Source organism: Phytobacter sp., assembly GCF_059074235.1.
Genome location: NZ_JCACPZ010000004.1, coordinates 1564187 through 1585537 on the forward strand (window position 1 = coordinate 1564187; position 21351 = coordinate 1585537).

Genomic DNA, 21351 nt, shown 5'->3' on the forward strand with positions numbered 1-21351 from the left:
GCGGCTGGTATCAATTATCCAGCTCACTCATGTTTTTCACTTGATCACGGTTAATCTGCTCAGTTTTACCGGTCTCAGCATTTTTGTAAGAGACCAGACCGGTATCCTCATCAACCTCCGGCTTGCCATCGGTCACGATAGTTTTGCCGTCAGTGGTTTTCACTGCCTGGTTAGATGAACAGCCCGCAACGGTAAACAACGTGGCGGCAGCAAAAATGGACGTTAATAGTAGTTTCGATCGCATGGTGTTCTCCCCTGCTTTCAGATGGATTAGATTACATACCTCACTATTTTAGTTTAACGTCCTGAAATTTTATGGAAATACAGAAGGTTCCGAGACCGGGCATTCTGAAGCACAGTTGCCCGGCCAGATGACGTTACGGCTTAAGCTCGAGAATTGAGCTCATCATCGTGTGATTCAGGTTAGTCATAATTTCATAATAACGGGTCAATTCCCCCCCACCCGTTTTAGGATTACGCCATTTCTCGCGGTTCTGTTTTTCAAACTCCTTCAGCAAATCTTTTTGTTCACTTGCCGATTCTGCGTGAATAAAGGCTGTATAAATTTTGCTGGCGGCATCCAGGTTTTGCTGAAGTTCAGAAGAGTTGAAATGCGCAGTTATTTCAGGCGGCTGGTAACGTGACTCGGTGATACGCATATTTTGACTGTAGTCAGCTGACGGAGAAAATTCATTATCATAATAATGTTTAAAATCCTCGCTGCGGAAAATCTTGGTTTTGTAATTATCGTTAGATGTGGATGACATCGATTGTGGGAAAGACTCTGTCGGATTCAGTTCCCACTGATTTGCAAATTTATCAATAAACAGTTCGCTTCCCAGATCGTTGAACGGGCCGGTGACGGTCCGCCCATCAATAGTCAAAGTATGAACATCACTATTTTCACCGGCGGGCTGTACCCCTTGCGCCAGATACTTTTGCACCACATAAATATAGCGGGTACGGGTAGGATTGATGAGACCGCTCTCGCCGGAACCAGGCCAGGCCTCAAACACGCTGAATTTTACCGTTTCACCCTTTTCCAGCGTAAGCGTATGTTGACCCGCATCGAGTTTGATATTTTGCGATTCCTTTGCCGGGATCGTTATTTTCTGATCGTCGATCGCAATAGTTAATGGTTGCCCGGTCGGGTTATCGATAAGAAATTCTTTTTTATCACCAAAGCAGGCGGTCAATGTTATGCAGGCTGCCAACAGCATGATTCTTTTAAACACGTGTTTCTCCTTGAACGTGAAAGACGGACTCATTAAACGACACGATTTAAGGGTAAAGGATGGTCACGCGGGAGTGAAAAAGAAATTGGCTATTAAATTTGGGGGGGCAGGAATAAAAAAAGCCAGCTTACGCTGGCTTTTGGTTAATTCATGACAACTTATTTGGTGATCTGCGCGTGCATTTCCTGAACTGAAATCACTTTCTCAACCGCATTGGCATTCAGGGCCATCGCTGTTGCGAAACCGCCATTCAGGGTGGTGTCGTAATGCACTTTGTACTGCAGTGCGCTGCGGCGAATCAGCTTGGAATCTTCAATCGCCTGACGACCTGCGGTGGTGTTGATGATGTAGGTATACTCGCCATTCTTGATACGGTCCTGAATGTGCGGACGGCCTTCATGCACCTTGTTCACCAGACGCGGGTTGATGCCAGCTTCACCCAGTACAATCGCGGTACCGTGGGTGGCATCCAGCTCAAAACCAAACTTGAGCAGTTTTGCCGCCAGATCCACCACGCGCTCTTTGTCGCCTTCACGAACAGAAAGCAGCGCACGGCCCTGTTTCTTCATCGTGGAGTTGCTGCCCAGTTGCGCCTTGGCAAAGGCTTCTGCGAAGGTGCGACCTACGCCCATCACTTCCCCGGTAGAGCGCATTTCTGGCCCTAACAGCGGGTCAACGCCTGGGAACTTGTTGAACGGCAGCACCACTTCTTTAACAGAGTAGTACGGCGGGATAATCTCTTTGGTCACGCCCTGCTGAGCCAGCGTCTGGCCTGCCATAACGCGTGCAGCCACTTTCGCCAGCGGAACACCGGTGGCTTTGGAGACGAACGGCACGGTACGCGCAGCACGCGGGTTCACTTCAATCAGATAGACCTCGTTGTTTTTCACCGCAAACTGCACGTTCATCAGACCGCGCACCTGCAGCTCGAAGGCAAGTTTCTGCACCTGCTCACGCATCACATCCTGAATCTCTTTGCTCAGCGTGTAGGCTGGCAGAGAACAAGCGGAATCGCCGGAGTGTACGCCAGCCTGCTCGATGTGCTCCATGATACCGCCAATCAGCACCCTTTCGCCGTCGCAGATAGCATCTACGTCCACTTCTACCGCATCGTCAAGGAAGCGGTCCAGCAGCACTGGCGCATCGTTAGACACGCTGACGGCTGTCTGGAAGTAACGACGCAGGTCAACTTCGTCGTAGACAATTTCCATTGCGCGACCACCGAGAACGTAGGACGGGCGAACCACCAGCGGGTAGCCAATCTCTTTCGCTTTTTCGACAGCCATTTCGATCGCGGTGACGGTGGCGTTAGCCGGTTGTTTCAGCTTCAGACGGTCAACCGCCTGCTGGAAACGTTCACGGTCTTCAGCACGGTCAATTGCATCCGGGCTGGTACCGATAACCGGCACACCCGCCGCTTCCAGCGCACGCGCCAGTTTCAGCGGAGTCTGACCACCGTACTGCACGATTACGCCTTTTGGCTTCTCGATGCGCACGATTTCGAGTACGTCTTCAAAGGTCACCGGCTCGAAGTAGAGACGGTCAGAGGTGTCATAGTCCGTCGACACTGTTTCCGGGTTACAGTTGACCATGATGGTCTCATAACCGTCTTCGCGCAGCGCCAGCGAGGCGTGTACGCAGCAGTAGTCGAACTCAATGCCCTGACCGATACGGTTCGGGCCGCCGCCGAGAACCATGATTTTGTCGCGGTCAACGGACGGGTTTGCTTCACACTCATCTTCATAAGTGGAGTACATATACGCGGTGTCGGTCGCAAATTCTGCCGCACAGGTATCCACGCGCTTGTAGACCGGGTGGAGGTCATACTGGTCACGCAGTTTGCGAACTTCCGCTTCACGCACGCCCGCCAGTTTTGCCAGACGCGCATCGGCAAAGCCTTTGCGTTTCAGGTGGCGGAGGAAATCAGCGTCAAGGCCGTTGATGCCCACGTCAGCCACTTTCTCTTCCAGACGTACCAGCTCTTCAATCTGCACCAGGAACCAGCGGTCAATATTGGTCAGGTTGAACACGCCGTCTACGGACAGGCCAGCACGGAAGGCATCCGCGATGTACCAGATACGCTCGGCACCCGCATCTTTCAGCTCGCGGCGGATTTTGGTCAGTGCTTCCGGGTCATCCAGGCTCACTTTCGGGTCAAAACCAGTCGCGCCCACTTCCAGGCCGCGCAGGGCTTTCTGCAAGGATTCCTGCTGAGTACGACCAATTGCCATCACTTCACCGACAGATTTCATCTGGGTGGTCAGACGGTCGTTCGCGCCAACGAATTTTTCAAAGTTAAAGCGAGGAATTTTAGTCACAACGTAGTCGATGGACGGTTCAAACGACGCCGGAGTTCGGCCGCCAGTGATGTCGTTCATCAGCTCGTCGAGGGTGTAACCCACCGCCAGTTTCGCCGCCACTTTAGCAATCGGGAAGCCGGTGGCTTTAGAGGCCAGCGCTGAGGAACGGGAAACACGCGGGTTCATTTCGATGACGATCAGGCGGCCGTTTTTCGGGTTCACCGAGAACTGAACGTTAGAGCCACCGGTTTCAACGCCGATTTCACGCAGTACCGCCATCGAGGCGTTACGCATGATTTGATACTCTTTGTCAGTCAGGGTCTGCGCAGGTGCCACAGTGATGGAGTCACCGGTATGGATACCCATCGCATCGAAGTTTTCGATAGAGCAGACGATGATGCAGTTGTCGTTTTTATCACGCACCACTTCCATCTCGTACTCTTTCCAGCCAATCAGCGACTCATCAATCAGCAGCTCTTTGGTTGGCGAGAGATCCAGACCGCGCTCACAAATCTCTTCGAACTCTTCACGGTTATAGGCGATACCGCCGCCGGTGCCGCCCATGGTGAAGCTGGGACGGATGATGCACGGATAGCCCACGTCAGCGGCAACCGCCAGCGCTTCTTCCATGGTGTGTGCGATACCGGAACGTGCAGTGTCGAGGCCGATTTTCTTCATCGCCACATCGAAACGACGACGGTCTTCGGCTTTATCAATCGCATCGGCGGTAGCACCAATCATGGTCACACCGAACTCTTCGAGTACGCCCTGGCGTTCCAGCTCCAGCGCACAGTTCAGCGCGGTCTGGCCACCCATGGTCGGCAGAACCGCATCCGGGCGCTCTTTTTCGATGATTTTGCGTACCACTTCCCAGTGAATTGGCTCGATGTAGGTTGCATCCGCCATTTCCGGGTCGGTCATGATGGTCGCCGGGTTAGAGTTCACCAGGATGACACGGTAACCCTCTTCGCGCAGCGCTTTACACGCCTGCGCACCGGAGTAGTCAAACTCACACGCCTGGCCGATAACGATCGGGCCGGCGCCAAGGATCAGGATGCTTTTTATGTCTGTACGTTTTGGCATGGCTCTTTTTCGCTCCTGATTATTTAGCAGACTGACGGTAATGCTCGATTAACTCGATAAAATGGTCGAACAACGGTGCGGCATCGTGCGGACCGGGGCTCGCTTCAGGGTGACCCTGGAAGCTGAACGCAGGCTTATCGGTGCGATGAATCCCCTGCAGAGTGTGGTCGAACAGCGATTTGTGCGTAACACGCAGGTTGGCAGGCATTGACGCCTCATCCACTGCAAAACCGTGGTTCTGTGCGGTGATCATCACCGTGTTGTTGTCGATATCTTTTACCGGGTGGTTGCCGCCATGGTGACCAAACTTCATCTTCACGGTTTTCGCGCCACTCGCCAGCGCCAGAAGCTGATGGCCCAGGCAGATACCAAAGACCGGAATCTCAGTTTCGAGGAACGTTTTGATAGCAGCGATCGCGTAGTCACACGGTGCCGGGTCGCCCGGGCCGTTGGAGAGGAAGATGCCGTCAGGATTCATCGCCAGCACTTCATCCGCCGGGGTTTTCGCAGGCACCACCGTCAGGCGGCAGCCACGGTCAACCAGCATGCGCAGGATGTTACGTTTTGCACCGTAGTCGTAGGCCACGACGTGGAATGGCAATTCGCTCTCTTTTTTCGCTTCCGGCAGGTCGCCTTCCAGCGTCCAGCTCCCCTGCGTCCAGCTGTAGGTTTCGGCGGTGGTCACTTCTTTCGCCAGATCCATACCGTTCAGGCCCGGGAAGGCTTTCGCTTTTTCCAGCGCCAGTGCAGCATCCAGGTTATCACCTGCGATGATGCAACCGTTTTGTGCACCCTTCTCACGCAGCAAACGAGTCAGCTTACGGGTATCGATATCAGCAATCGCCACGATGTTATGGCGTTTCAGGTAAGAAGAGAGGTCTTCAGTGTTGCGGTAGTTGCTCGCAATCAGCGGGAGGTCACGGATGATGAGGCCTTGCGCATGAACTTGAGAAGATTCTTCATCAGCGGCGTTGGTGCCGACATTACCAATATGGGGATAAGTAAGAGTGACGATTTGGCGGGAATAGGAAGGATCAGTGAGGATTTCTTGATAACCGGTCATTGAAGTATTGAAAACGACTTCCCCAACCGCCGAACCTGTTGCCCCTATGGCCCGACCGTAAAACTGGGTTCCGTCTTCCAGAACCAATAGCGCTGACTTAATCAAAACACCCTCCAGAGAATATTCACTCACTTTATTTGCATATTAATTCAAATATACGCCTTGAATCAATGCAAATCTGCGTAGCCGCGAATTTTTTGCAAACGGCGGCATTCTGGAGACATGAGGGGTAAAAGTCAACTTATAGCGCATATTTTTCATGTCTTTTTGCGCCCCAGGAAAGAATAGCATGAATTTAAGGACAAAAAGATCATCTTAACCGGCCTACGTAAACGCTTGCGTGGCAATAAAAACGATCTGGGCTACGGCGAAGAGGTAAAAAGTGGACCAAATGGTCAAAATTTACATTTGAGAAACAAAAAAAAGGAGGAAAACGCCAATAAATAAGAGGGATAGAAGAAAATAAACATGAAAGGAACAAAATAAAAGGGCAATAAAATATTGCCCTTGCAATCAATGCATTACGACTGCAATAACCACATCACGATGGGTAATAAACTTTACAAATTGTTGAGATCAAGAACATCTCGCATATCAAAAAGGCCGTTACTCTTCGCTTTCAGCCACAATGCCGAACGAACGGCACCATTCGCGAATGTCATACGGCTTGAAGCCTTATGGCTAATCTCTACGCGCTCGCCAATATCGGCGAACATCGCGGTATGTTCACCGATGATGTCGCCCGCACGGACGGTGGCAAAGCCGATGGTGCCAGGCACACGCTCGCCGGTGTAACCCTCGCGGCTGTAAACGGCGCACTCTTTTAAATCTTTATCCAGCGCATGAGCAATGGCTTCACCCATCGCCAGTGCCGTACCTGATGGCGCATCCACTTTGTGGCGATGGTGGGCTTCAACGATTTCAATATCGGTATAGTTACCCATTACTTTCGCCGCTTTCTCCAGCAGCTTAAGCATCACGTTCACGCCCACGCTGAAGTTAGCTGCAAAGACGATGCCTATCTCTTTCGCGGCATCGCTGATGGCCTGTTTACCTTCATCATCAAAACCGGTAGTACCAATTACCATGCCTTTTTGATGTTTACGGCAGAACGCCAGATGCACGAGGGTGCCTTCCGGACGGGTAAAATCGATAAAGACGTCAAAATCATCTTTTACCGCCTGCAGGTCGCTGCTGACAGTGACACCCGTTTTGCCGACGCCCGCCAGCTCTCCCGCATCACTACCCAACAGGGAAGAGCCTTCACGCTCCAGCGCTGCGCCAAGTTGAACGCCATCCATTTGCAGCGTGGCCTGAATTAACTGACGGCCCATACGACCACCGGCACCCGCGATAGCCACGCGGATTTGTGCATCATGCATAGTTGTACTCTTTTGTTAATAAAATGCTGACAATCGCTTCCAGATTAACCAGCCCACGTTGGGGCTGCCAGCCGAAAACGCCGATAATTAGAATTAAATGATAAACAGCATGGAGTATCAGTAAAAGGCATGAGTGCGCATGTTGCGATTTAAGAGGCAAAACTGGCAGGAGACACTGACCACGAAAGCAAGAAGACGATTATTCGCTTAAGCGGCCCTTAGCCACCCTGCATACCACTGTTTTTCCCGTTCATCACTGACCGGGAAACGTCAGCTTTCTGATTTAATCGACCCTGTAACTCACCACAAGCTGCCCTTTTTTCATTTTCAGGCTGGTGAGCGTGACCAGACCTATCTCCCCGGATGTCTGCGTATGCGTTCCGCCACAGCCATAGGCGGGCAATTCCCCAAAACGCACTTCGCGTTTGCCATCAATAAATTCAATTTTTCTTGGAAGTTTGCCTGCAATCCACGCCGAAATTTGCGCTTCAATCCTGGCAGCATCAGGTACAACACCCGTACTATTTCCTGTAAAGGTAATGCGTCCTTCTCCAGGCCAGTGATGTGCTTTTACAGGCCGCCATTCATGCACTTCACCTGCATAACCAATCAAATGCCCGGCAGAGTGCCAGCGAGCATGCAGGGCGCGCAATTCAGAATCAATCTGAATGATGACCATCCCTGGCTCGACCGCGATGGACGTGCGGTGCCATACGATGTCGCCATCATTAAACACGCTCACTACCGATGCATCGCCAATCCAGCCCTTATCTGCGGGCTGCCCACCGCCCTGGGGGTGAAACAGTGTCGCGTCCAGTTCAATATCAAAAAAACCGTCGCTCGTAGGGATGCAGCGCAGGACATGTGCCTGCCCGGAGGTCTCATCTCGCGTGTAGTAATCTCGTTGTGTCATGGGTTTTCTCCTTTCATCGCAAGCAGTATATTATTTTCCCCGACCGCGATAATCTGCCATTCCTTCAACGCACCTTTGCCTGGTAGACACAAATGAACATCGCCTTACTTCCGGACCTTGCTACCTTCGTCCTGATCGTTGACCAGGGCAGTTTTTCCGCTGCCGCGCGTATGACGGGGGCAACACCATCGGCAATGAGCCGCTGCGTGTCGCGGCTTGAAGAAGCGCTCGGCAACAAATTACTGCATCGCACAACACGTAAATTGCGGCTCAGTGAATCCGGGAATGCCGTCTATGCTCATGCGCAGATCATGCTTGAAGCGGCGAAGCAGGCGATGGATTCCGGCAGCAGTGTCCATAATATCGCCCAGGGAATGCTGACCGTCAGCGTACCAAAAGCGGTAGGTCGCTTTGTTATTCACCCGCTGATGAGTGAATTTCTGGAACGCTATCCCCTGGTCAACGTGCGTCTTCGCCTGGAAGATCGCTATATGGATTTGATTGATGAGAGCATCGATCTGGCGCTACGAATAACTAACTCTCCCTCACCCGGTTTATATGGCAAACCCTTGATGCCTGTCAGCCACCTTATTTGTGCAACACCGGAATACCTGAAGCTACACGGTGCACCAGAAAAACCAGAAGATCTGCGCAACCACTGCTGCATCAGTCTCGGAGAAAACCCCGCTGATTCGCGCTGGAAATTCCGCAAAAACGGCAAGACCGAGACGCTGCAAACCCACGGGCGCTATGCGGCAAACCACACTGGCGTACGACTGGATGCGGTGTTGAATCACTTAGGTATTGGCAGCCTGCCTCTGTTTACGGCCAGGGAGAAACTGGCAAGTGGTGAGATCGTGCAGGTACTGCCGGAGTGGGAATTTATCAGTGCCTATTCAGGGGAACTTTGGCTACTGTGGTCGTCAGGGAAACATATGCCCGCACGCATGCGGGCCATGATCGACTATCTGAGTGAAAAAATGGTATCTAGGGTGCGAGACTAATGACCTCCGCGACCCATGCACGAAACGCCTCAACATCAATTTCCAGCGCCACTTGTGCGTTGGCAGTTTTGCCAAGCTTGCCTTCGATGTCTACTACGGTGGTACCAGCGGTCCAGGTTCCCTGCGTTTCGACCGTCACAAAGCAGGGTTTCAGAGTAAAGAGCGAGGGGCGCGCCAGCCAGGCAATTGCGCATAAATCATGCATACGCAGACCGGTGGTCATACTGCCGCTACGGTAGTGACTGAACAACGCATGCAGCATTTTCCCCGTCTCATTCAGCACAGGTAATGACGCCAGATATTCAGGTGTCAGCGTAGCGTGATTGGTCACATCCAGACCACACATCACAATCTCCAGCCCGCTATTGAACACCCTGGCAGCCGCTTCCGGATCGATGGCAATGTTAAATTCCGCATTGGGCGTGAAGTTACCACGCCCGGCCGATCCACCCATCATCACCAGACGGCGAATATTAAACTGGCACTCCGGGTAGTGGGTCAGCAGCAGCGCAATGTTAGTTAACGGGCCGATAGTGACCAGCGTTACGGGTTCTGGCGAAGCCATCAGCACATCGCGAATCGCTTCAAACGCCGGTTTGGCAAGTGGCTGGCGCTGATGCTCCACGAAGTCATAGCCTTCCATACCCGATTCACCGTGCACATTCGCTGCATCGCGCAGCGGGCGCAGCAACGGGGTCGCCGCCCCCTGAGCTACGGGCACGCTGGCATTCCAGAAATGCAGTAGCTGCAGCACATTGCGGGTGGTTTTTTCCAGTGAGACGTTACCAGCAACCGTGGTCATCAACTTGAGGTCAAGCTCTGGGGCAAACAGCGCAGCAGCGATGGCAGCCGCGTCGTCAATGCCGGGGTCGGTGTCGAGAATAATCGGCAGGCGCATAAATCCTCCATAAAAAATGCCAGACATTAGCCTGGCATCTTCTCATACTTGCAGCGTGAAAAAGTTATTCGACTTCGCGAACATCCACACGCAGCTCTTTTGGCACTTCGAAAACAATGTTCTCTTCACGGCCTTCAAGTGGAATGGCTTCACCGCCGCCCAACTCCTGCAAACGGGTAATGACGTTTTGCACCAGAATATCCGGTGCGGATGCCCCCGCGGTGACGCCGACGCACTTAATGTCTTTGACCCAGGCTTCCTGAATGTCGGAGGCATCGTCAATCAGGTACGCGGATTTGCCCATACGCTGAGCCAATTCCGCCAGACGGTTTGAGTTGGAGGAGTTTTTCGACCCCACAACCAGTACCACTTCAGCCTGTGAGGCCAGCGCACGGACGGCTTCCTGGCGGTTGGTAGTGGCATAGCAGATGTCATCTTTGCGTGGACCAACAATCTTCGGGAAGCGTTTACGCAGCGCGTCAATCACATCAGACGTATCGTCCACGGACAGGGTGGTCTGGGTCATGAACGAGAGTTTGCCGACATCTTTGATGTCCAGCGTCGACACATCTTCCGGTGACTCCACCAGATACATGCCGCCCTTCTCGTTGCTGTACTGCCCCATTGTACCTTCCACTTCCGGATGCCCGGCGTGGCCAATCAGAATAGCCTCTTCACCACGGCGACTGGCGCGTGCCACTTCCATATGCACTTTCGTCACCAACGGACAGGTCGCATCAAAAACGGTTAGATCGCGACTTTTAGCTTCATTACGCACCGCCTGGGAGACACCGTGCGCAGAGAAAATCAGGATCGAGCCATCCGGCACCTCACTGATTTGCTCAATGAAAATCGCCCCGCGTTCGCGCAGGCTGTCGACCACGTAGCGGTTATGCACCACTTCATGGCGGACGTAAATCGGCGCACCGTAAATCTCCAGTGCGTTTTCAACAATGCTGATAGCACGGTCAACCCCGGCGCAAAAACCGCGCGGGTTAGCCAACAGGATCTGCATTCAACCCCTCCAGTACCGGCTCAATCTCCAGTACTTCGACATCAAAGTGAACGGTCTGGCCTGCCAGTGGGTGATTAAAATCAACGGTGATAGAATCACCGTTCACTTCACGGATCACACCCGGCATTTCGCTGCCATCCATGGAGGTAAAGAGCATAATCGCGCCGATTTCTGGTTCACCTGCATCCATAAAATCACGGCGGGAAAAATATTGAATAAGGTCGGGTACAGGCGTACCAAATGCAGCATCGGGCTCCAGCGAAAAGGCTTTTTTCTCGCCCTCTTTCAGCCCCAGCAAATGTTGTTCCAGCCCTTCAGAGAGCGAAGCGTCTCCGAGGCGAAACAGTGCAGGTTTACCGTTATTGCGGGTCGACTCAGCGGTGGAGCCGTCTTCGAGCTTGAGCGTGAAGTGAACCAGCACCGCGCTATTACTCTGTATAGATTTTGACATGCAGGTTTGCTCACTTGTTGGGCCTGATGGCGATGCGCTTATCAGGCCTCGAAAACCTGATAAGCGCCATTAAGCTTTTTTTACGCGGCTTTTTTCTCTCTGGATGGCAAGAAGCCTTCCAGCACAATCAGCGCCGCACCGATACAAATGGCCGTATCAGCAAGATTAAAGGTAGCAAAGTGCCAGTCGCCCATATAAAAATCGATCATATCGACGACAAAGCCATGCCACAGGCGATCGAACAGATTGCCCAAAGCGCCACCAATGATCAGCGCATACGCGATATTGTTCAGCTTCTGCGTCGCCTTCGAGCGGTACATCAGTACCGCCAGAACGACACAGATACCAATAGCAATACCGGCAAAGAACCAGCGCTGCCAGCCACCGCTATCGGCGAGGAAACTGAACGCCGCACCATAGTTACGCGCATAATGCAGATTAAGTGACGGGAACAGTGGAACCGTGTCCCCCAGAGCAAAGTTCTGGAGGATCAGGTACTTACTGCCCAGGTCAATAATCAGCACAGCCACGACCAGCCATAGCCAGCGCAGCCCTGTTGAACAGACAGATTTACTCATCAGGCAAACTTACGTTTTTCGCCGTCACCGGCAACGTTGCTGACACAGCGTCCGCAGATCTCTGCGTGTTCCGCCACCTTGCCGACGTCCTGAGTGTAGTGCCAGCAGCGCGGGCACTTATCCCCTTCGGCTTTGCTTAACGCCACTTTCAGACCTTTGAGCAGTTCACTCTGTTGGGCATCAGCGGAAGCACCCGCATAATCTTCAACTTTCGCCCCCGAGGTCAACAGGACAAATCGTAATTCATCGCCCAGTGCTGTCAGCTTAGCGGCCAGTTCTGGCTCAGCAAACAGCGTCACCGCCGCTTCCAGAGAACCGCCTACTTTCTTGTCGGCACGCGCCTGTTCGATAACCTTGTTCACTTCGCCGCGCACTTTCAGCAGCTCGTCCCAGTAGGCATCGTTCATGGCTTCAGTTTCCGCAAGGCCAAACAGACCTTCGTACCACTCGCCGGTGAAGACGTATTGCTCGCGATCGCCCGGCAGGTAGCCCCAGATTTCATCTGCGGTGAAGGACATGATCGGTGCCATCCAGCGAACCAGCGCTTCTGCGATGTGGAACAGGGCAGTCTGGCAGCTACGGCGCGCCACGCTGTCTGCTTTCGCGGTGTACTGGCGATCTTTGATGATGTCGAGGTAGAACGAGCCCATTTCGATGGAGCAGAAGCGCATCAGGCGTTGCACCACTTCGTGGAAATCGTAAGACTCGTAAGCTTTAACGATGTCTTCCTGCGCGGCTTTAGCACAACCCACCGCCCAGCGGTCCAGAACCACCATCTCTTCCGGGCTCACCATATCTTTTGCCGGATCGAAACCGTTCAGGTTTGCCAGCAGGAAGCGTGCGGTGTTACGGATACGACGATAGCTGTCGGCTGCACGTTTGAGGATCTCGTCGGAGACCGCCATTTCGCCGGTGTAGTCGGTAGAAGCCACCCACAGACGCAGGATATCCGCGCCCAGTTTGTTCATCACTTCCTGCGGCGACACGGTGTTACCGATAGATTTGGACATTTTGCGGCCCTGACCATCCACGGTGAAACCGTGCGTCAGTACCTGGCGATAAGGGGCTTTGCCTTTCATCGCCGTCGAAATCATCAGGGAGGACATGAACCAGCCGCGATGCTGATCGGAACCTTCCAGATACATGTCAGCCGCGTGACCGGCAAATTCCGGACGCACATCAACGACAGAAGAGTGCGTTGAACCGGAGTCAAACCAGACGTCCAGCGTATCCGGCACCTTCTCGTAGTTATCCGCATCGTCACCGAGGATGTCGCGAGAATCCAGATCCCACCAGGCCTGAATACCATCAACTTCGACGCGTTTGGCTACGGCTTCCATCAGCTCCAGCGTGTTCGGGTGCAGTTCCTGCGTCTCTTTGTGAACGAACAGAGACATCGGCACGCCCCAGGTACGTTGGCGGGAAATACACCAGTCAGGACGGTTAGCGACCATGGATTCGATACGCGCCTGGCCCCAGTCAGGGATCCACTGCACGCCTTTGATTTCAGACAGAGACTGCGTGCGCAGGCCTTTCTGATCCATGCTGACGAACCACTGCGGCGTGGCACGGAAGATGATCGGTGACTTGTGACGCCAGCAGCATGGGTAGCTGTGCTGCATTTTTTCAACGTGCAGCAGTGCGCCATTATCACGAAGCAGGTTAACAATGAGGTCGTTGGCCTTGAAGACATTCACACCGTCCAGGAGCGGGTAAGTCCCTGGCAGATAAGCCCCATCCGGGCCAACCGGGTTGGCGATTTCCAGACCGTACTTCTGGCTGATGGTGTAGTCGTCCGGGCCGTGGCCACCGGCGGTATGCACCGCACCGGTACCGGCATCCAGGGTGACATGATCGCCCAGGATCGCTGGCACATCAAAGTCCAGGAACGGGTGCTTAAAGCGCATCAGCTCAAGCTCAGCACCTTTGACGGTACCCAGTACGCTGTATTCACTGATATTGGCGCGTTTCAGAACGCTTTCAACCAGGTCTTTCGCCAGGATAACGGCTTTACCGTCGACCTGCACCAGTGCGTATTCAAACTCTGGAGAGAGGGAGATCGCACGGTTAGCCGGCAGTGTCCACGGGGTGGTGGTCCAGATGACCAGCGCAATCGGGCCATTCACACTGGACGCGCCAAATTTGGCTTTCACTGCATCCTGATCGACGGCGTTAAACGCCACATCGATGGACGGAGAGGTTTTGTCGTAATACTCCACTTCCGCTTCTGCCAGCGCAGAACGGCAGTCGACGCACCAGTGCACCGGCTTCGCACCTTTATGCAGGTGACCGTTACCGATGATTTTACCCAGCGCACGAATGATATTGGCTTCAGTTTTGAAATCCATGGTCAGGTAAGGACGCGACCAGTCACCCAGTACGCCCAGGCGGATAAAGTCCGTACGCTGGCCGTCAACCTGGGTCGCAGCGTATTCACGGCATTTTGCGCGGAATTCAGCGGCGGTAAATTTCTCGCCCGGCTTACCAAATTCTTGCTCAACTTTCAGTTCGATCGGCAGACCGTGGCAGTCCCAGCCAGGAACGTAAGGCGAGTCATATCCTGCGAGTCCTTTGGACTTCACAATAATGTCTTTCAGAATCTTGTTAACAGAGTGACCAATATGAATGCTGCCATTCGCATATGGAGGGCCATCATGCAGAATGAAGGTTTTTTTGCCTTTTTTGGCTGCACGAATGATGCCGTACAGGTCATCATCGGTCCAACGCGCCAGCATTCCCGGTTCGCGTTTGGCGAGATCGCCACGCATCGGGAACCCTGTTTCCGGCAAATTCAGGGTAGATTTATAGTCACTCATCAGATTCTCGGTTCCGTATTTATTACGTGTCAGGCAGTTAAGCCGGTTTTGATAGCCCAAAGAACTCGCGGGCCGTTGACTCATCACGTGCGATTTGCGCTTTCAGTTCATCCAGCGAGCCAAATCGCTGCTCGTTGCGTATTTTCTTACGCAGTATTACATCTATATGGCGTCCGTAAAGGTCCATTGCAACGTCCAGGATATGGACTTCCAGCTGCTGGCGCACGCCTGCAACCGTCGGCCGCGTACCAATGTTGGCCACGCCCGGAAGTAATGTATCGCCTAAACCCGCCACTTCTACCGCATACACCCCTTTAACAGGGGAGACCTGACGACGCAGCGGTAAATTCGCCGTCGGAAAACCTATCGTCCGCCCCAGTTCATCACCATGAACGACGCGTCCGGAAATACTGAACGGATGGCCCAGTAACGCTTCAGCAAGCTGAAGGTCATCGTCGGCCAGCGCCTGGCGTACCGCCGTGCTGCTTACCCGTGAGCCACCGGTGCAAAATGTTTGTGTGCTGGTGACATCAAAGCCGTATTTTTGCCCGGCCTTCTGTAATAACAAGAAATCACCTTGTCGACCAGCGCCAAAGCGGAAGTCATCACCCACGGCAAGAAATTGCACGCCGAGTTTGTCCACCAACAGGTCACTGACGAAGTTTTGCGCCGTTAGTGCCGCAAAACGGCGGTCAAAACGGACACACAGCACGTAGTCCACACCTGATTTTGCAAGCAGGCGCAGTTTTTCACGCAACCGGGTCAGTCGCGCCGGGGCTTTGTCACCGGCAAAAAGCTCAAGCGGCTGCGGTTCGAAAATCATCACCACGACGGGTAAACCGCGCTGGCGACCTTCTTCGCTAAGCCCTTGTAATAGCGCTTGATGACCACGATGCACGCCGTCGAAATTACCAATAGTCAGCACACACTTTTTCGGTGCCTGGCTGAGATTATGTATGCCGCGTATCAGCTTCATGTCTGGCTCAAAACAGTGAAAATCGTCGGATTATACCTTGTACAACGTGCTACGTTAACCGACGATTGCCAGAAGCCGCCAGAAAGGGGAAGGATTTCATTAAGCTGCCCTCTGTTAGTACGAAAAACTGGATGAGTTAACGATTTTTATCGTGGAAAAGCTGTATTCGTCGCCAGCAAGCTGGTAGAATCCTGCGCCATCACTACGTAACGAGCGTTGTATTTAACGGCGCTTATTTGCACAAATCCATTGACAAAAGAAGGCTAAGAGGGCATATTCCTCGGCCTTTGAATTGTCCATATAGATCATATTTGGGAGTTGGACCTTGGCTAATATCAAATCAGCTAAGAAGCGCGCCGTTCAGTCTGAAAAGGCTCGCAAACACAACGCAAGCCGTCGCTCTATGATGCGTACTTTCGTTAAGAAAGTGTACGCTGCGATTGAAGCTGGCGACAAAGCTGCTGCACAGAAAGCATTTGACGATATGCAACCGATCGTGGATCGCCAGGCCGCTAAAGGTCTGATCCACAAAAACAAAGCTGCACGTCATAAAGCTAACCTGACCGCACAGATCAGCAAACTGGCTTAATCGCCCGCTTGTTGTACTTTGTGAAAAGAACCCGCTTAATGCGGGTTTTTTTATGCCTGCTATTCGCTGCCGATAGCGAACAATACCTGTAATCCTCTCAGCCCTTCATAAGAAAACGTCACTTCCCGAAAGCCCGGCGTCCGCTGTATCCATCCTTTCTGTTCAAAATGCAGCAGCAACAGTGCCCCCGCATGTCCACCAAGATGAAAACGTCTTTCGCTCCAGTCAAGACAAGCACAGCACCGCTTGCGGGTGGTTTTTCCTGATAACGGCATGCCGATGCGGGCAAAGAAAGTCATGCCCTCCTCCGTCACTGCGCTGCCATCTTCCGTTATCCAGCCTTTACTCCGCAATGCTTCGAAGATTTTTACCGCCAGTTCCCCCGCAAGATGATCGTAACAGGTTCGCGCCCGCCTTAAGGCCACGGGTGTGCGGGTCGCAGGAGGATTCACCCGTCGCCATGACACGCCCATCATCAGTTCGATGAGCTGGGCAACATCCTGGCCCGCAAGGCGAAAGTAGCGATGACGGCCCTGACTCAGACAGCTAATCAACTGGCTGGACAGGAGCTTATTAAGGTGGGCACTGGTCGTCGAGGCAGACACACCCGCTACAGCACTGAGTTCGGTAGCGGTCCAGGCGCGCCCGTCCATAAGCGCGCAGAGCATTTTTACTCGCGACGGGTCGGACATCGCCGCAGCGACGGCTGAGACGGATTGTTCAAGGGCGTCATCGTCACAAAGCGGTTCAGGATGATGCGCTGTCATGGGCGGTACTCTCCCAGGATTGGGTGGCCTCACTGGCAACAGCCGGATTGTCGGTCACCAGAATGAGCTGATTAGCGTGGTCGCTGTACTGTACCAGGATATTAACACCGCGTTGTGCCAGTGCCATCGCTATCTCGCCCAACTCACCCGGACGTTCCTGTTTCAGTCGACGAATCAGCGGGCGCGACACGTTACTTACCCTGAACCCCGCCGCCTCCAGTACCGCTTTCGCCTCATGCCCCTCTTCAACAAGAAAATGGGCGTGCGCTTCATGACCAGCGGTAAAGACGCCACCGCCTTCCAGGCCAATACCCTCGCTGCCCAGCGTTTTCCCTAGTCTGGCCAGCTCGCCCGGCGCATTTTTCAGAATGACGTGAATATCGTACATCGTCTCACCCCCGCCCTTCTGAAGCATATTCCCGTTCAAGACGGGCGATACGGATGCGGTAATACGAGAAAATGGCGTCCCGACCTTCAGCCTGCGCGGCAAGGTGGAAGTGGTTTGTCTTCCACGTCTGAATAGACGCCTCATCACGCCACCAGGATAACGAAAGGATTTTGCCCGGCGTGGTGAGGCTCTGAAAACGCTCAATGGCAATAAAGCCATCAATGTCGGTCAGCAACGGCTTTAGCTGTGCGGCCAGTTCAAGATAGCGCTCCTGCTTTTCAGCCACCGCTTGCGCTTCAAAAAGTACTGCAATCATGGTTTACCCCCTTTGTATGCTAACGGGGGTAAATGTACGGCACTGGAACCCGGATGCTTCGTCGCTTGGCGAAATGTGCAGTGAAAATCAGTGACCACGAAAAAGCGATGAATAATCACGATTGCAGATGCGCTGCACCGCTGGATGCTGAATCATGCGTTCGGCAAAAATAGCATGATACTCCTCCATCACATTTTCCACCCGGCCAATCTCCAGCATGCTGTCGTCGGCATAAAAATTCTGCGCGTAAATCGTAGGGGCAACGAAAATGGCATTGTGCGCCACGCCAAAAGATTTCATCAGTGCCGCATCATCGAACTCCCCGAGGATCTCAACGTTGAGCCCCTGCGAGTTAAACCAGTTCAGCAACTTACGTCCGAGCATGGAGCGGCGGCCAGGAATCAGCAGCCGACGCTCTTCCAGGCAGGCTGGAAAAGGTTTGCTCAACGCCGGTTTCTGGCACCAGAAACTGACGCTGCACTCACCGATTTTCACGGAAAAAAGCCCTTCCTGATGTGTCGAATCAATCGGACAGTCCGAGATAATCATGTCGAGCTTGTGCTGGCTGAGCTGCTCCAGCAGCATTTCATGCGTGGATTCAAAACAGCGCAGGTGGATGGGCTCTCCTTCCTGCACGGCAGCATCAAGAATACCGCTGACCAGCGTTTTCGATAACGCATCTGCCACGCCGACATCAAAGAGCAGGTGCGACTCTTTGCGATAGTTAACGATGTCGAGCATCTCCTGACTGAGCGTGAACATCTTATCTGCGTAGCGATACACCAGTTCCCCAAGCTCAGTCGGTTCCAGTCCTCGCCCCTTGCGTTTAAAGAGCTTGCCCTGCAACCGCTCTTCCAGCGACTTGATCTGCCCGGTAATGGTCTGCGGCGTAAGAAATAACACGTCCGCCGCGCCCACGACCGATCCTTCCCGGTAAACGTGCCAGAAATAGTACAGGTGGTTGTAATTAATGTTCGACATCGTCTCTTCGCTCCCTGAGTAGATGTAGCGGGAAGGCTGTCACGCGCCTCCCCGCTAAAGGTTAGCGGACGATCCGCGTGCGCAGCAGGCAATAACCAATAATTGCAGAGAGTACTGACCCCGTCAGAATTCCCAGTTTCGCCCAGCTAACGCTATGTGGATCGGCATCGCCAAAGGCCAGCGTGGCAATAAAAATAGACATGGTAAAACCAATGCCGCACAACACCCCCACCGCCATGATCTGCTTAAAGGCCGCACCTTTGGGCAGCTTCGCCAGTCCCAGACGCAATGCCAGCCAACAAAACACGGTGATACCGACCGGCTTACCAATCAGCAGACCAGCAATAACGCCCAGCGGCAAGGCAGACGTCAGGCCACTCAGCGAGACGCCTTCCAGCGATACGCCCGCATTGGCAAAAGCAAACAGCGGCAGGATGAGCCAGGCCACCCACGGATGGATAGCATCAACCAACTGGCGGGCCGGAGAGACGCCGTCCTTCTCCTTGAGCGGTATAAAGAAGCCAAGGATAACGCCCGCCAGCGTGGCGTGGATACCTGACTTGAGCACCGCCGTCCACAGCACCAGCCCCACCAGAATGTAGATACCGGTACGCCGGACATTAAAGATATTCAGTAGAGCCAGCGTAACAATCGCCGCCGCCGCAACCCCCAGCGCCACCATCGACAGGTCGCTGGTGTAAAAGAGAGCAATAATGATGATCGCGCCCAGATCGTCAATGATCGCCAGCGCCATCAGGAACACTTTCAGTACGACGGGAACGCGATCGCCAAGCAGCGCCAGCACGCCAAGGGCAAACGCAATGTCGGTTGCCGTCGGAATAGCCCAACCATGGCTGACCACCGGATCGTTATAATTGAACGCCAGGAAAATCAACGCCGGGGCCACCATGCCACCGAGTGCTGCAATCACCGGGAATATCGCCTGCTGACGTGTCGCCAGCGCCCCCCTCACAAGCTCATATTTCACTTCCAGGCCAACCATCAGGAAAAACACCGCCATCAGCGCATCGTTGATGAATAACAGCATGTTTTTATCAATGCCCAATGTGCCTATTTTCAGTGCGACTGGCGTATCCAGAAAGGCCTGATATGCCGCCTGCGTAACGCTGAGGTTTGCGCAAAGCATCGCCAGCGCAGCGGCAATAATGAGGACAATGCCCCCTGATACATCACTTCCAAAGAAGCGTTGCAAAAATTTCATGATTTTCTCCCGATATACGGCTCCCTGAAGGTGGGCCATATTACCGCGTCAAAATGCTCGATAAAATCAGATAATTTTTGGGGATAAATTCGGTTTAACCGAGCAATAATACCAGAAAAGAAAAACCCGGCATCTGAGCCGGGTTTTATCGTGATGCAGTAGCACGGTTAGCGCGTCAAATCATCAAAGAATTTCTTCACGCCGTCGAAGAAGCTCTTGGAACGCGGGCTGTTATGCTCACCCGTTGGGCCGCCGAAACTTTCCTGCAGCTCTTTAAGCAGCTGTTTCTGCTTGTCGTTCAGGCCGACTGGCGTTTCAACGACGACACGACACAGCAAATCACCCTGTGCGCCGCCACGTACAGACTTCACGCCTTTGCCACGCATGCGGAACAGCTTGCCGGTCTGGGTCTCGCCAGGCACTTTCAGGTTTACGCGGCCATCCAGCGTCGGGACTTCGATTTCACCGCCGAGTGCGGCCATTGCGAAGTTGATCGGCACTTCACAGTACAGGTTATTGCCTTCACGCTCGAAGATGGCGTGCTGCTTCACCTGTACCTGAACGTACAGATCGCCTGCTGGCGCACCGTGCTCACCGGCTTCGCCTTCACCTGCCAGACGGATGCGGTCGCCCGTATCAACGCCTGCCGGGATTTTAACGGACAGGGTTTTGGTTTTCTCAACGCGACCATGACCGTGACATTTGTTGCACGGATCTTTAATCAGCGTACCGCGACCCTGACAGTGTGGACAGGTCTGCTGTACCGCGAAGAAGCCCTGACGCATCTGAACCTGGCCCGCACCATGACAGGTTGGACAGGTCTGCGGCTGCGTACCCGCTTTCGCCCCGCTGCCGTGGCAAACATCACACTCTTCCAGCGTCGGAATACGGATCTCTTTGCTCACGCCGCGTACCGCTTCTTCCAGCGTCAGTTCCATGGTGTAACGTAAGTCAGCGCCACGCGCTGCACGTTGACGACCCCGGCCACCGCCAAAGATATCGCCAAACACGTCACCAAAGATATCGCTGAAGTCAGCACCGCCGCCAAAACCGCCACCACCACCGCCCATGCCACCTTGTTCAAAGGCGGCGTGACCGTACTGATCGTAGGCCGCGCGTTTTTGAGCATCGGTCAGGATTTCGTAGGCTTCTTTAATCTCTTTGAATTTAGCTTCGGCTTCTTTATCACCCTGGTTGCGGTCCGGGTGATATTTCATGGCCAGGCGCTTATACGCCTTTTTGATTTCACGCTCTTCCGCTGTTTTGGAAACGCCTAAAATCTCGTAATAATCTTGCTTAGCCATCTTTTTTATCTGCCCCTAACATGCGTGCACGGGCGGAGAGGAAACCTCTTCGCCCGTGCCAGTAATTACC

Annotated in this window: 20 protein-coding genes and 1 pseudogene; 2 read left to right on the forward strand and 19 right to left on the reverse strand. The window is 53.5% G+C overall.

The features are described 5' to 3' along the window. Positions 1-10 precede the first annotated feature (10 nt). The 6 genes from AC5JPW_RS11330 to AC5JPW_RS11355 form a co-directional block, all read right to left on the reverse strand. Positions 11-244 carry a YgdI/YgdR family lipoprotein gene (locus AC5JPW_RS11330; protein ID WP_494240325.1) on the reverse strand — a complete coding sequence of 78 codons (234 nt, stop codon included), beginning with the start codon at positions 242-244 and terminating at the stop codon, positions 11-13. Positions 245-377: 133 nt separating this feature from the next. Next, a complete protein-coding gene (locus tag AC5JPW_RS11335; RefSeq protein ID WP_494241208.1) occupies positions 378-1220 on the reverse strand; it encodes a hypothetical protein in 843 nt (280 codons plus the stop codon). A gap of 173 nt (positions 1221-1393) precedes the next feature. Further along, positions 1394-4618 carry a carbamoyl-phosphate synthase large subunit gene (carB, locus tag AC5JPW_RS11340; RefSeq protein ID WP_494240327.1) on the reverse strand — a complete coding sequence of 1075 codons (3225 nt, stop codon included), beginning with the start codon at positions 4616-4618 and terminating at the stop codon, positions 1394-1396. A 19-nt stretch (positions 4619-4637) separates the two neighbouring features. Next, on the reverse strand, positions 4638-5786 hold the full coding sequence (gene carA, locus AC5JPW_RS11345) for a glutamine-hydrolyzing carbamoyl-phosphate synthase small subunit (RefSeq protein ID WP_494240329.1): 1149 nt from the start codon (positions 5784-5786) through the stop codon (positions 4638-4640). Between the two features lie 455 nt (positions 5787-6241). Next, a complete protein-coding gene (dapB, locus tag AC5JPW_RS11350; RefSeq protein ID WP_494240331.1) occupies positions 6242-7063 on the reverse strand; it encodes a 4-hydroxy-tetrahydrodipicolinate reductase in 822 nt (273 codons plus the stop codon). 283 nt (positions 7064-7346) lie between these two features. Beyond that, complete coding sequence (locus AC5JPW_RS11355) at positions 7347-7976, reverse strand: alanyl-tRNA editing protein (protein ID WP_494240333.1); 630 nt, start codon at positions 7974-7976, stop codon at positions 7347-7349. 92 nt (positions 7977-8068) lie between these two features. Between AC5JPW_RS11355 and AC5JPW_RS11360 the strand changes: the two genes are divergently transcribed. Beyond that, positions 8069-8980 (forward strand): LysR family transcriptional regulator, encoded by a 912-nt coding sequence (locus AC5JPW_RS11360; protein ID WP_494240335.1) that lies wholly within the window; start codon positions 8069-8071, stop codon positions 8978-8980. On the opposite strand, the gene rihC is transcribed toward AC5JPW_RS11360, so the two are convergent. From rihC to AC5JPW_RS11395, 7 genes and pseudogenes are all read right to left on the reverse strand, one after another. After that, on the reverse strand, positions 8964-9878 hold the full coding sequence (rihC, locus tag AC5JPW_RS11365) for a ribonucleoside hydrolase RihC (RefSeq protein ID WP_494240337.1): 915 nt from the start codon (positions 9876-9878) through the stop codon (positions 8964-8966). The genes AC5JPW_RS11360 and rihC overlap by 17 nt on opposite strands. Before the next feature lie 64 nt (positions 9879-9942). Continuing rightward, complete coding sequence (gene ispH / locus AC5JPW_RS11370; RefSeq protein ID WP_494240338.1) at positions 9943-10893, reverse strand: 4-hydroxy-3-methylbut-2-enyl diphosphate reductase; 951 nt, start codon at positions 10891-10893, stop codon at positions 9943-9945. Further along, positions 10874-11344: an FKBP-type peptidyl-prolyl cis-trans isomerase gene (gene fkpB, locus AC5JPW_RS11375; RefSeq protein WP_494240340.1), complete on the reverse strand. Its 471-nt coding sequence runs from the start codon at positions 11342-11344 to the stop codon at positions 10874-10876. Before fkpB ends, ispH begins: the two co-directional genes overlap by 20 nt. A gap of 80 nt (positions 11345-11424) precedes the next feature. Next, positions 11425-11922: a signal peptidase II gene (lspA, locus tag AC5JPW_RS11380; protein WP_494240341.1), complete on the reverse strand. Its 498-nt coding sequence runs from the start codon at positions 11920-11922 to the stop codon at positions 11425-11427. Beyond that, positions 11922-14738: an isoleucine--tRNA ligase gene (ileS, locus tag AC5JPW_RS11385; protein ID WP_494240343.1), complete on the reverse strand. Its 2817-nt coding sequence runs from the start codon at positions 14736-14738 to the stop codon at positions 11922-11924. The genes lspA and ileS overlap by 1 nt, the downstream gene beginning before the upstream one ends. Positions 14739-14775: 37 nt before the next feature. Continuing rightward, the gene (gene ribF, locus AC5JPW_RS11390) at positions 14776-15714 is read right to left on the reverse strand and encodes a bifunctional riboflavin kinase/FAD synthetase (RefSeq protein WP_494240344.1); all 939 of its coding nucleotides are present in this window, start codon (positions 15712-15714) and stop codon (positions 14776-14778) included. A 49-nt stretch (positions 15715-15763) separates the two neighbouring features. Further along, a pseudogene (locus tag AC5JPW_RS11395) lies at positions 15764-15936 on the reverse strand (DUF2575 domain-containing protein). A gap of 103 nt (positions 15937-16039) precedes the next feature. Here AC5JPW_RS11395 and rpsT point away from each other — a divergent pair. Continuing rightward, on the forward strand, positions 16040-16303 hold the full coding sequence (gene rpsT / locus AC5JPW_RS11400) for a 30S ribosomal protein S20 (RefSeq protein WP_494240345.1): 264 nt from the start codon (positions 16040-16042) through the stop codon (positions 16301-16303). A gap of 59 nt (positions 16304-16362) precedes the next feature. Here the strand turns inward: rpsT and AC5JPW_RS11405 are convergent, their stop codons facing one another. The 6 genes from AC5JPW_RS11405 to dnaJ form a co-directional block, all read right to left on the reverse strand. Further along, positions 16363-17070, reverse strand: a complete 708-nt coding sequence (locus AC5JPW_RS11405) for an ArsR/SmtB family transcription factor (protein ID WP_494240347.1) — start codon at positions 17068-17070, stop codon at positions 16363-16365. Continuing rightward, positions 17051-17458: an amino acid-binding protein gene (locus AC5JPW_RS11410; RefSeq protein ID WP_494240349.1), complete on the reverse strand. Its 408-nt coding sequence runs from the start codon at positions 17456-17458 to the stop codon at positions 17051-17053. The genes AC5JPW_RS11405 and AC5JPW_RS11410 overlap by 20 nt, the downstream gene beginning before the upstream one ends. Positions 17459-17462: 4 nt before the next feature. Continuing rightward, complete coding sequence (locus AC5JPW_RS11415; protein WP_494240351.1) at positions 17463-17774, reverse strand: antibiotic biosynthesis monooxygenase family protein; 312 nt, start codon at positions 17772-17774, stop codon at positions 17463-17465. Positions 17775-17861: 87 nt separating this feature from the next. Continuing rightward, positions 17862-18755, reverse strand: a complete 894-nt coding sequence (gene nhaR, locus AC5JPW_RS11420) for a transcriptional activator NhaR (protein ID WP_494240353.1) — start codon at positions 18753-18755, stop codon at positions 17862-17864. A 61-nt stretch (positions 18756-18816) separates the two neighbouring features. Next, positions 18817-19977, reverse strand: coding sequence for a Na+/H+ antiporter NhaA (nhaA, locus tag AC5JPW_RS11425; protein WP_494240355.1), 1161 nt, complete (start codon positions 19975-19977; stop codon positions 18817-18819). Positions 19978-20144: 167 nt separating this feature from the next. Beyond that, entirely contained in the window at positions 20145-21281 is a 1137-nt protein-coding gene (dnaJ, locus tag AC5JPW_RS11430) for a molecular chaperone DnaJ (protein ID WP_494240357.1), read from the reverse strand. Positions 21282-21351: the final 70 nt, after the last annotated feature.

Excerpts from the sequence above, each read along its gene's own strand:
- carB (WP_494240327.1), bottom strand. The coding sequence starts at position 4,618 with ATGCCAAAACGTACAGACATAAAAAGCATCCTGATCCTTGGCGCCGGC.
- AC5JPW_RS11415 (WP_494240351.1), bottom strand. The coding sequence starts at position 17,774 with ATGATTGCAGTACTTTTTGAAGCGCAAGCGGTGGCTGAAAAGCAGGAG.
- nhaA (WP_494240355.1), bottom strand. The coding sequence starts at position 19,977 with ATGAAATTTTTGCAACGCTTCTTTGGAAGTGATGTATCAGGGGGCATT.
- fkpB (WP_494240340.1), bottom strand. The coding sequence starts at position 11,344 with ATGTCAAAATCTATACAGAGTAATAGCGCGGTGCTGGTTCACTTCACG.
- ileS (WP_494240343.1), bottom strand. The coding sequence starts at position 14,738 with ATGAGTGACTATAAATCTACCCTGAATTTGCCGGAAACAGGGTTCCCG.
- dapB (WP_494240331.1), bottom strand. The coding sequence starts at position 7,063 with ATGCATGATGCACAAATCCGCGTGGCTATCGCGGGTGCCGGTGGTCGT.
- AC5JPW_RS11355 (WP_494240333.1), bottom strand. The coding sequence starts at position 7,976 with ATGACACAACGAGATTACTACACGCGAGATGAGACCTCCGGGCAGGCA.
- AC5JPW_RS11360 (WP_494240335.1), top strand. The coding sequence starts at position 8,069 with ATGAACATCGCCTTACTTCCGGACCTTGCTACCTTCGTCCTGATCGTT.
- ispH (WP_494240338.1), bottom strand. The coding sequence starts at position 10,893 with ATGCAGATCCTGTTGGCTAACCCGCGCGGTTTTTGCGCCGGGGTTGAC.
- AC5JPW_RS11405 (WP_494240347.1), bottom strand. The coding sequence starts at position 17,070 with ATGACAGCGCATCATCCTGAACCGCTTTGTGACGATGACGCCCTTGAA.
- AC5JPW_RS11330 (WP_494240325.1), bottom strand. The coding sequence starts at position 244 with ATGCGATCGAAACTACTATTAACGTCCATTTTTGCTGCCGCCACGTTG.
- ribF (WP_494240344.1), bottom strand. The coding sequence starts at position 15,714 with ATGAAGCTGATACGCGGCATACATAATCTCAGCCAGGCACCGAAAAAG.
- lspA (WP_494240341.1), bottom strand. The coding sequence starts at position 11,922 with ATGAGTAAATCTGTCTGTTCAACAGGGCTGCGCTGGCTATGGCTGGTC.
- nhaR (WP_494240353.1), bottom strand. The coding sequence starts at position 18,755 with ATGTCGAACATTAATTACAACCACCTGTACTATTTCTGGCACGTTTAC.
- AC5JPW_RS11335 (WP_494241208.1), bottom strand. The coding sequence starts at position 1,220 with ATGCTGTTGGCAGCCTGCATAACATTGACCGCCTGCTTTGGTGATAAA.
- dnaJ (WP_494240357.1), bottom strand. The coding sequence starts at position 21,281 with ATGGCTAAGCAAGATTATTACGAGATTTTAGGCGTTTCCAAAACAGCG.
- rihC (WP_494240337.1), bottom strand. The coding sequence starts at position 9,878 with ATGCGCCTGCCGATTATTCTCGACACCGACCCCGGCATTGACGACGCG.
- AC5JPW_RS11410 (WP_494240349.1), bottom strand. The coding sequence starts at position 17,458 with ATGTACGATATTCACGTCATTCTGAAAAATGCGCCGGGCGAGCTGGCC.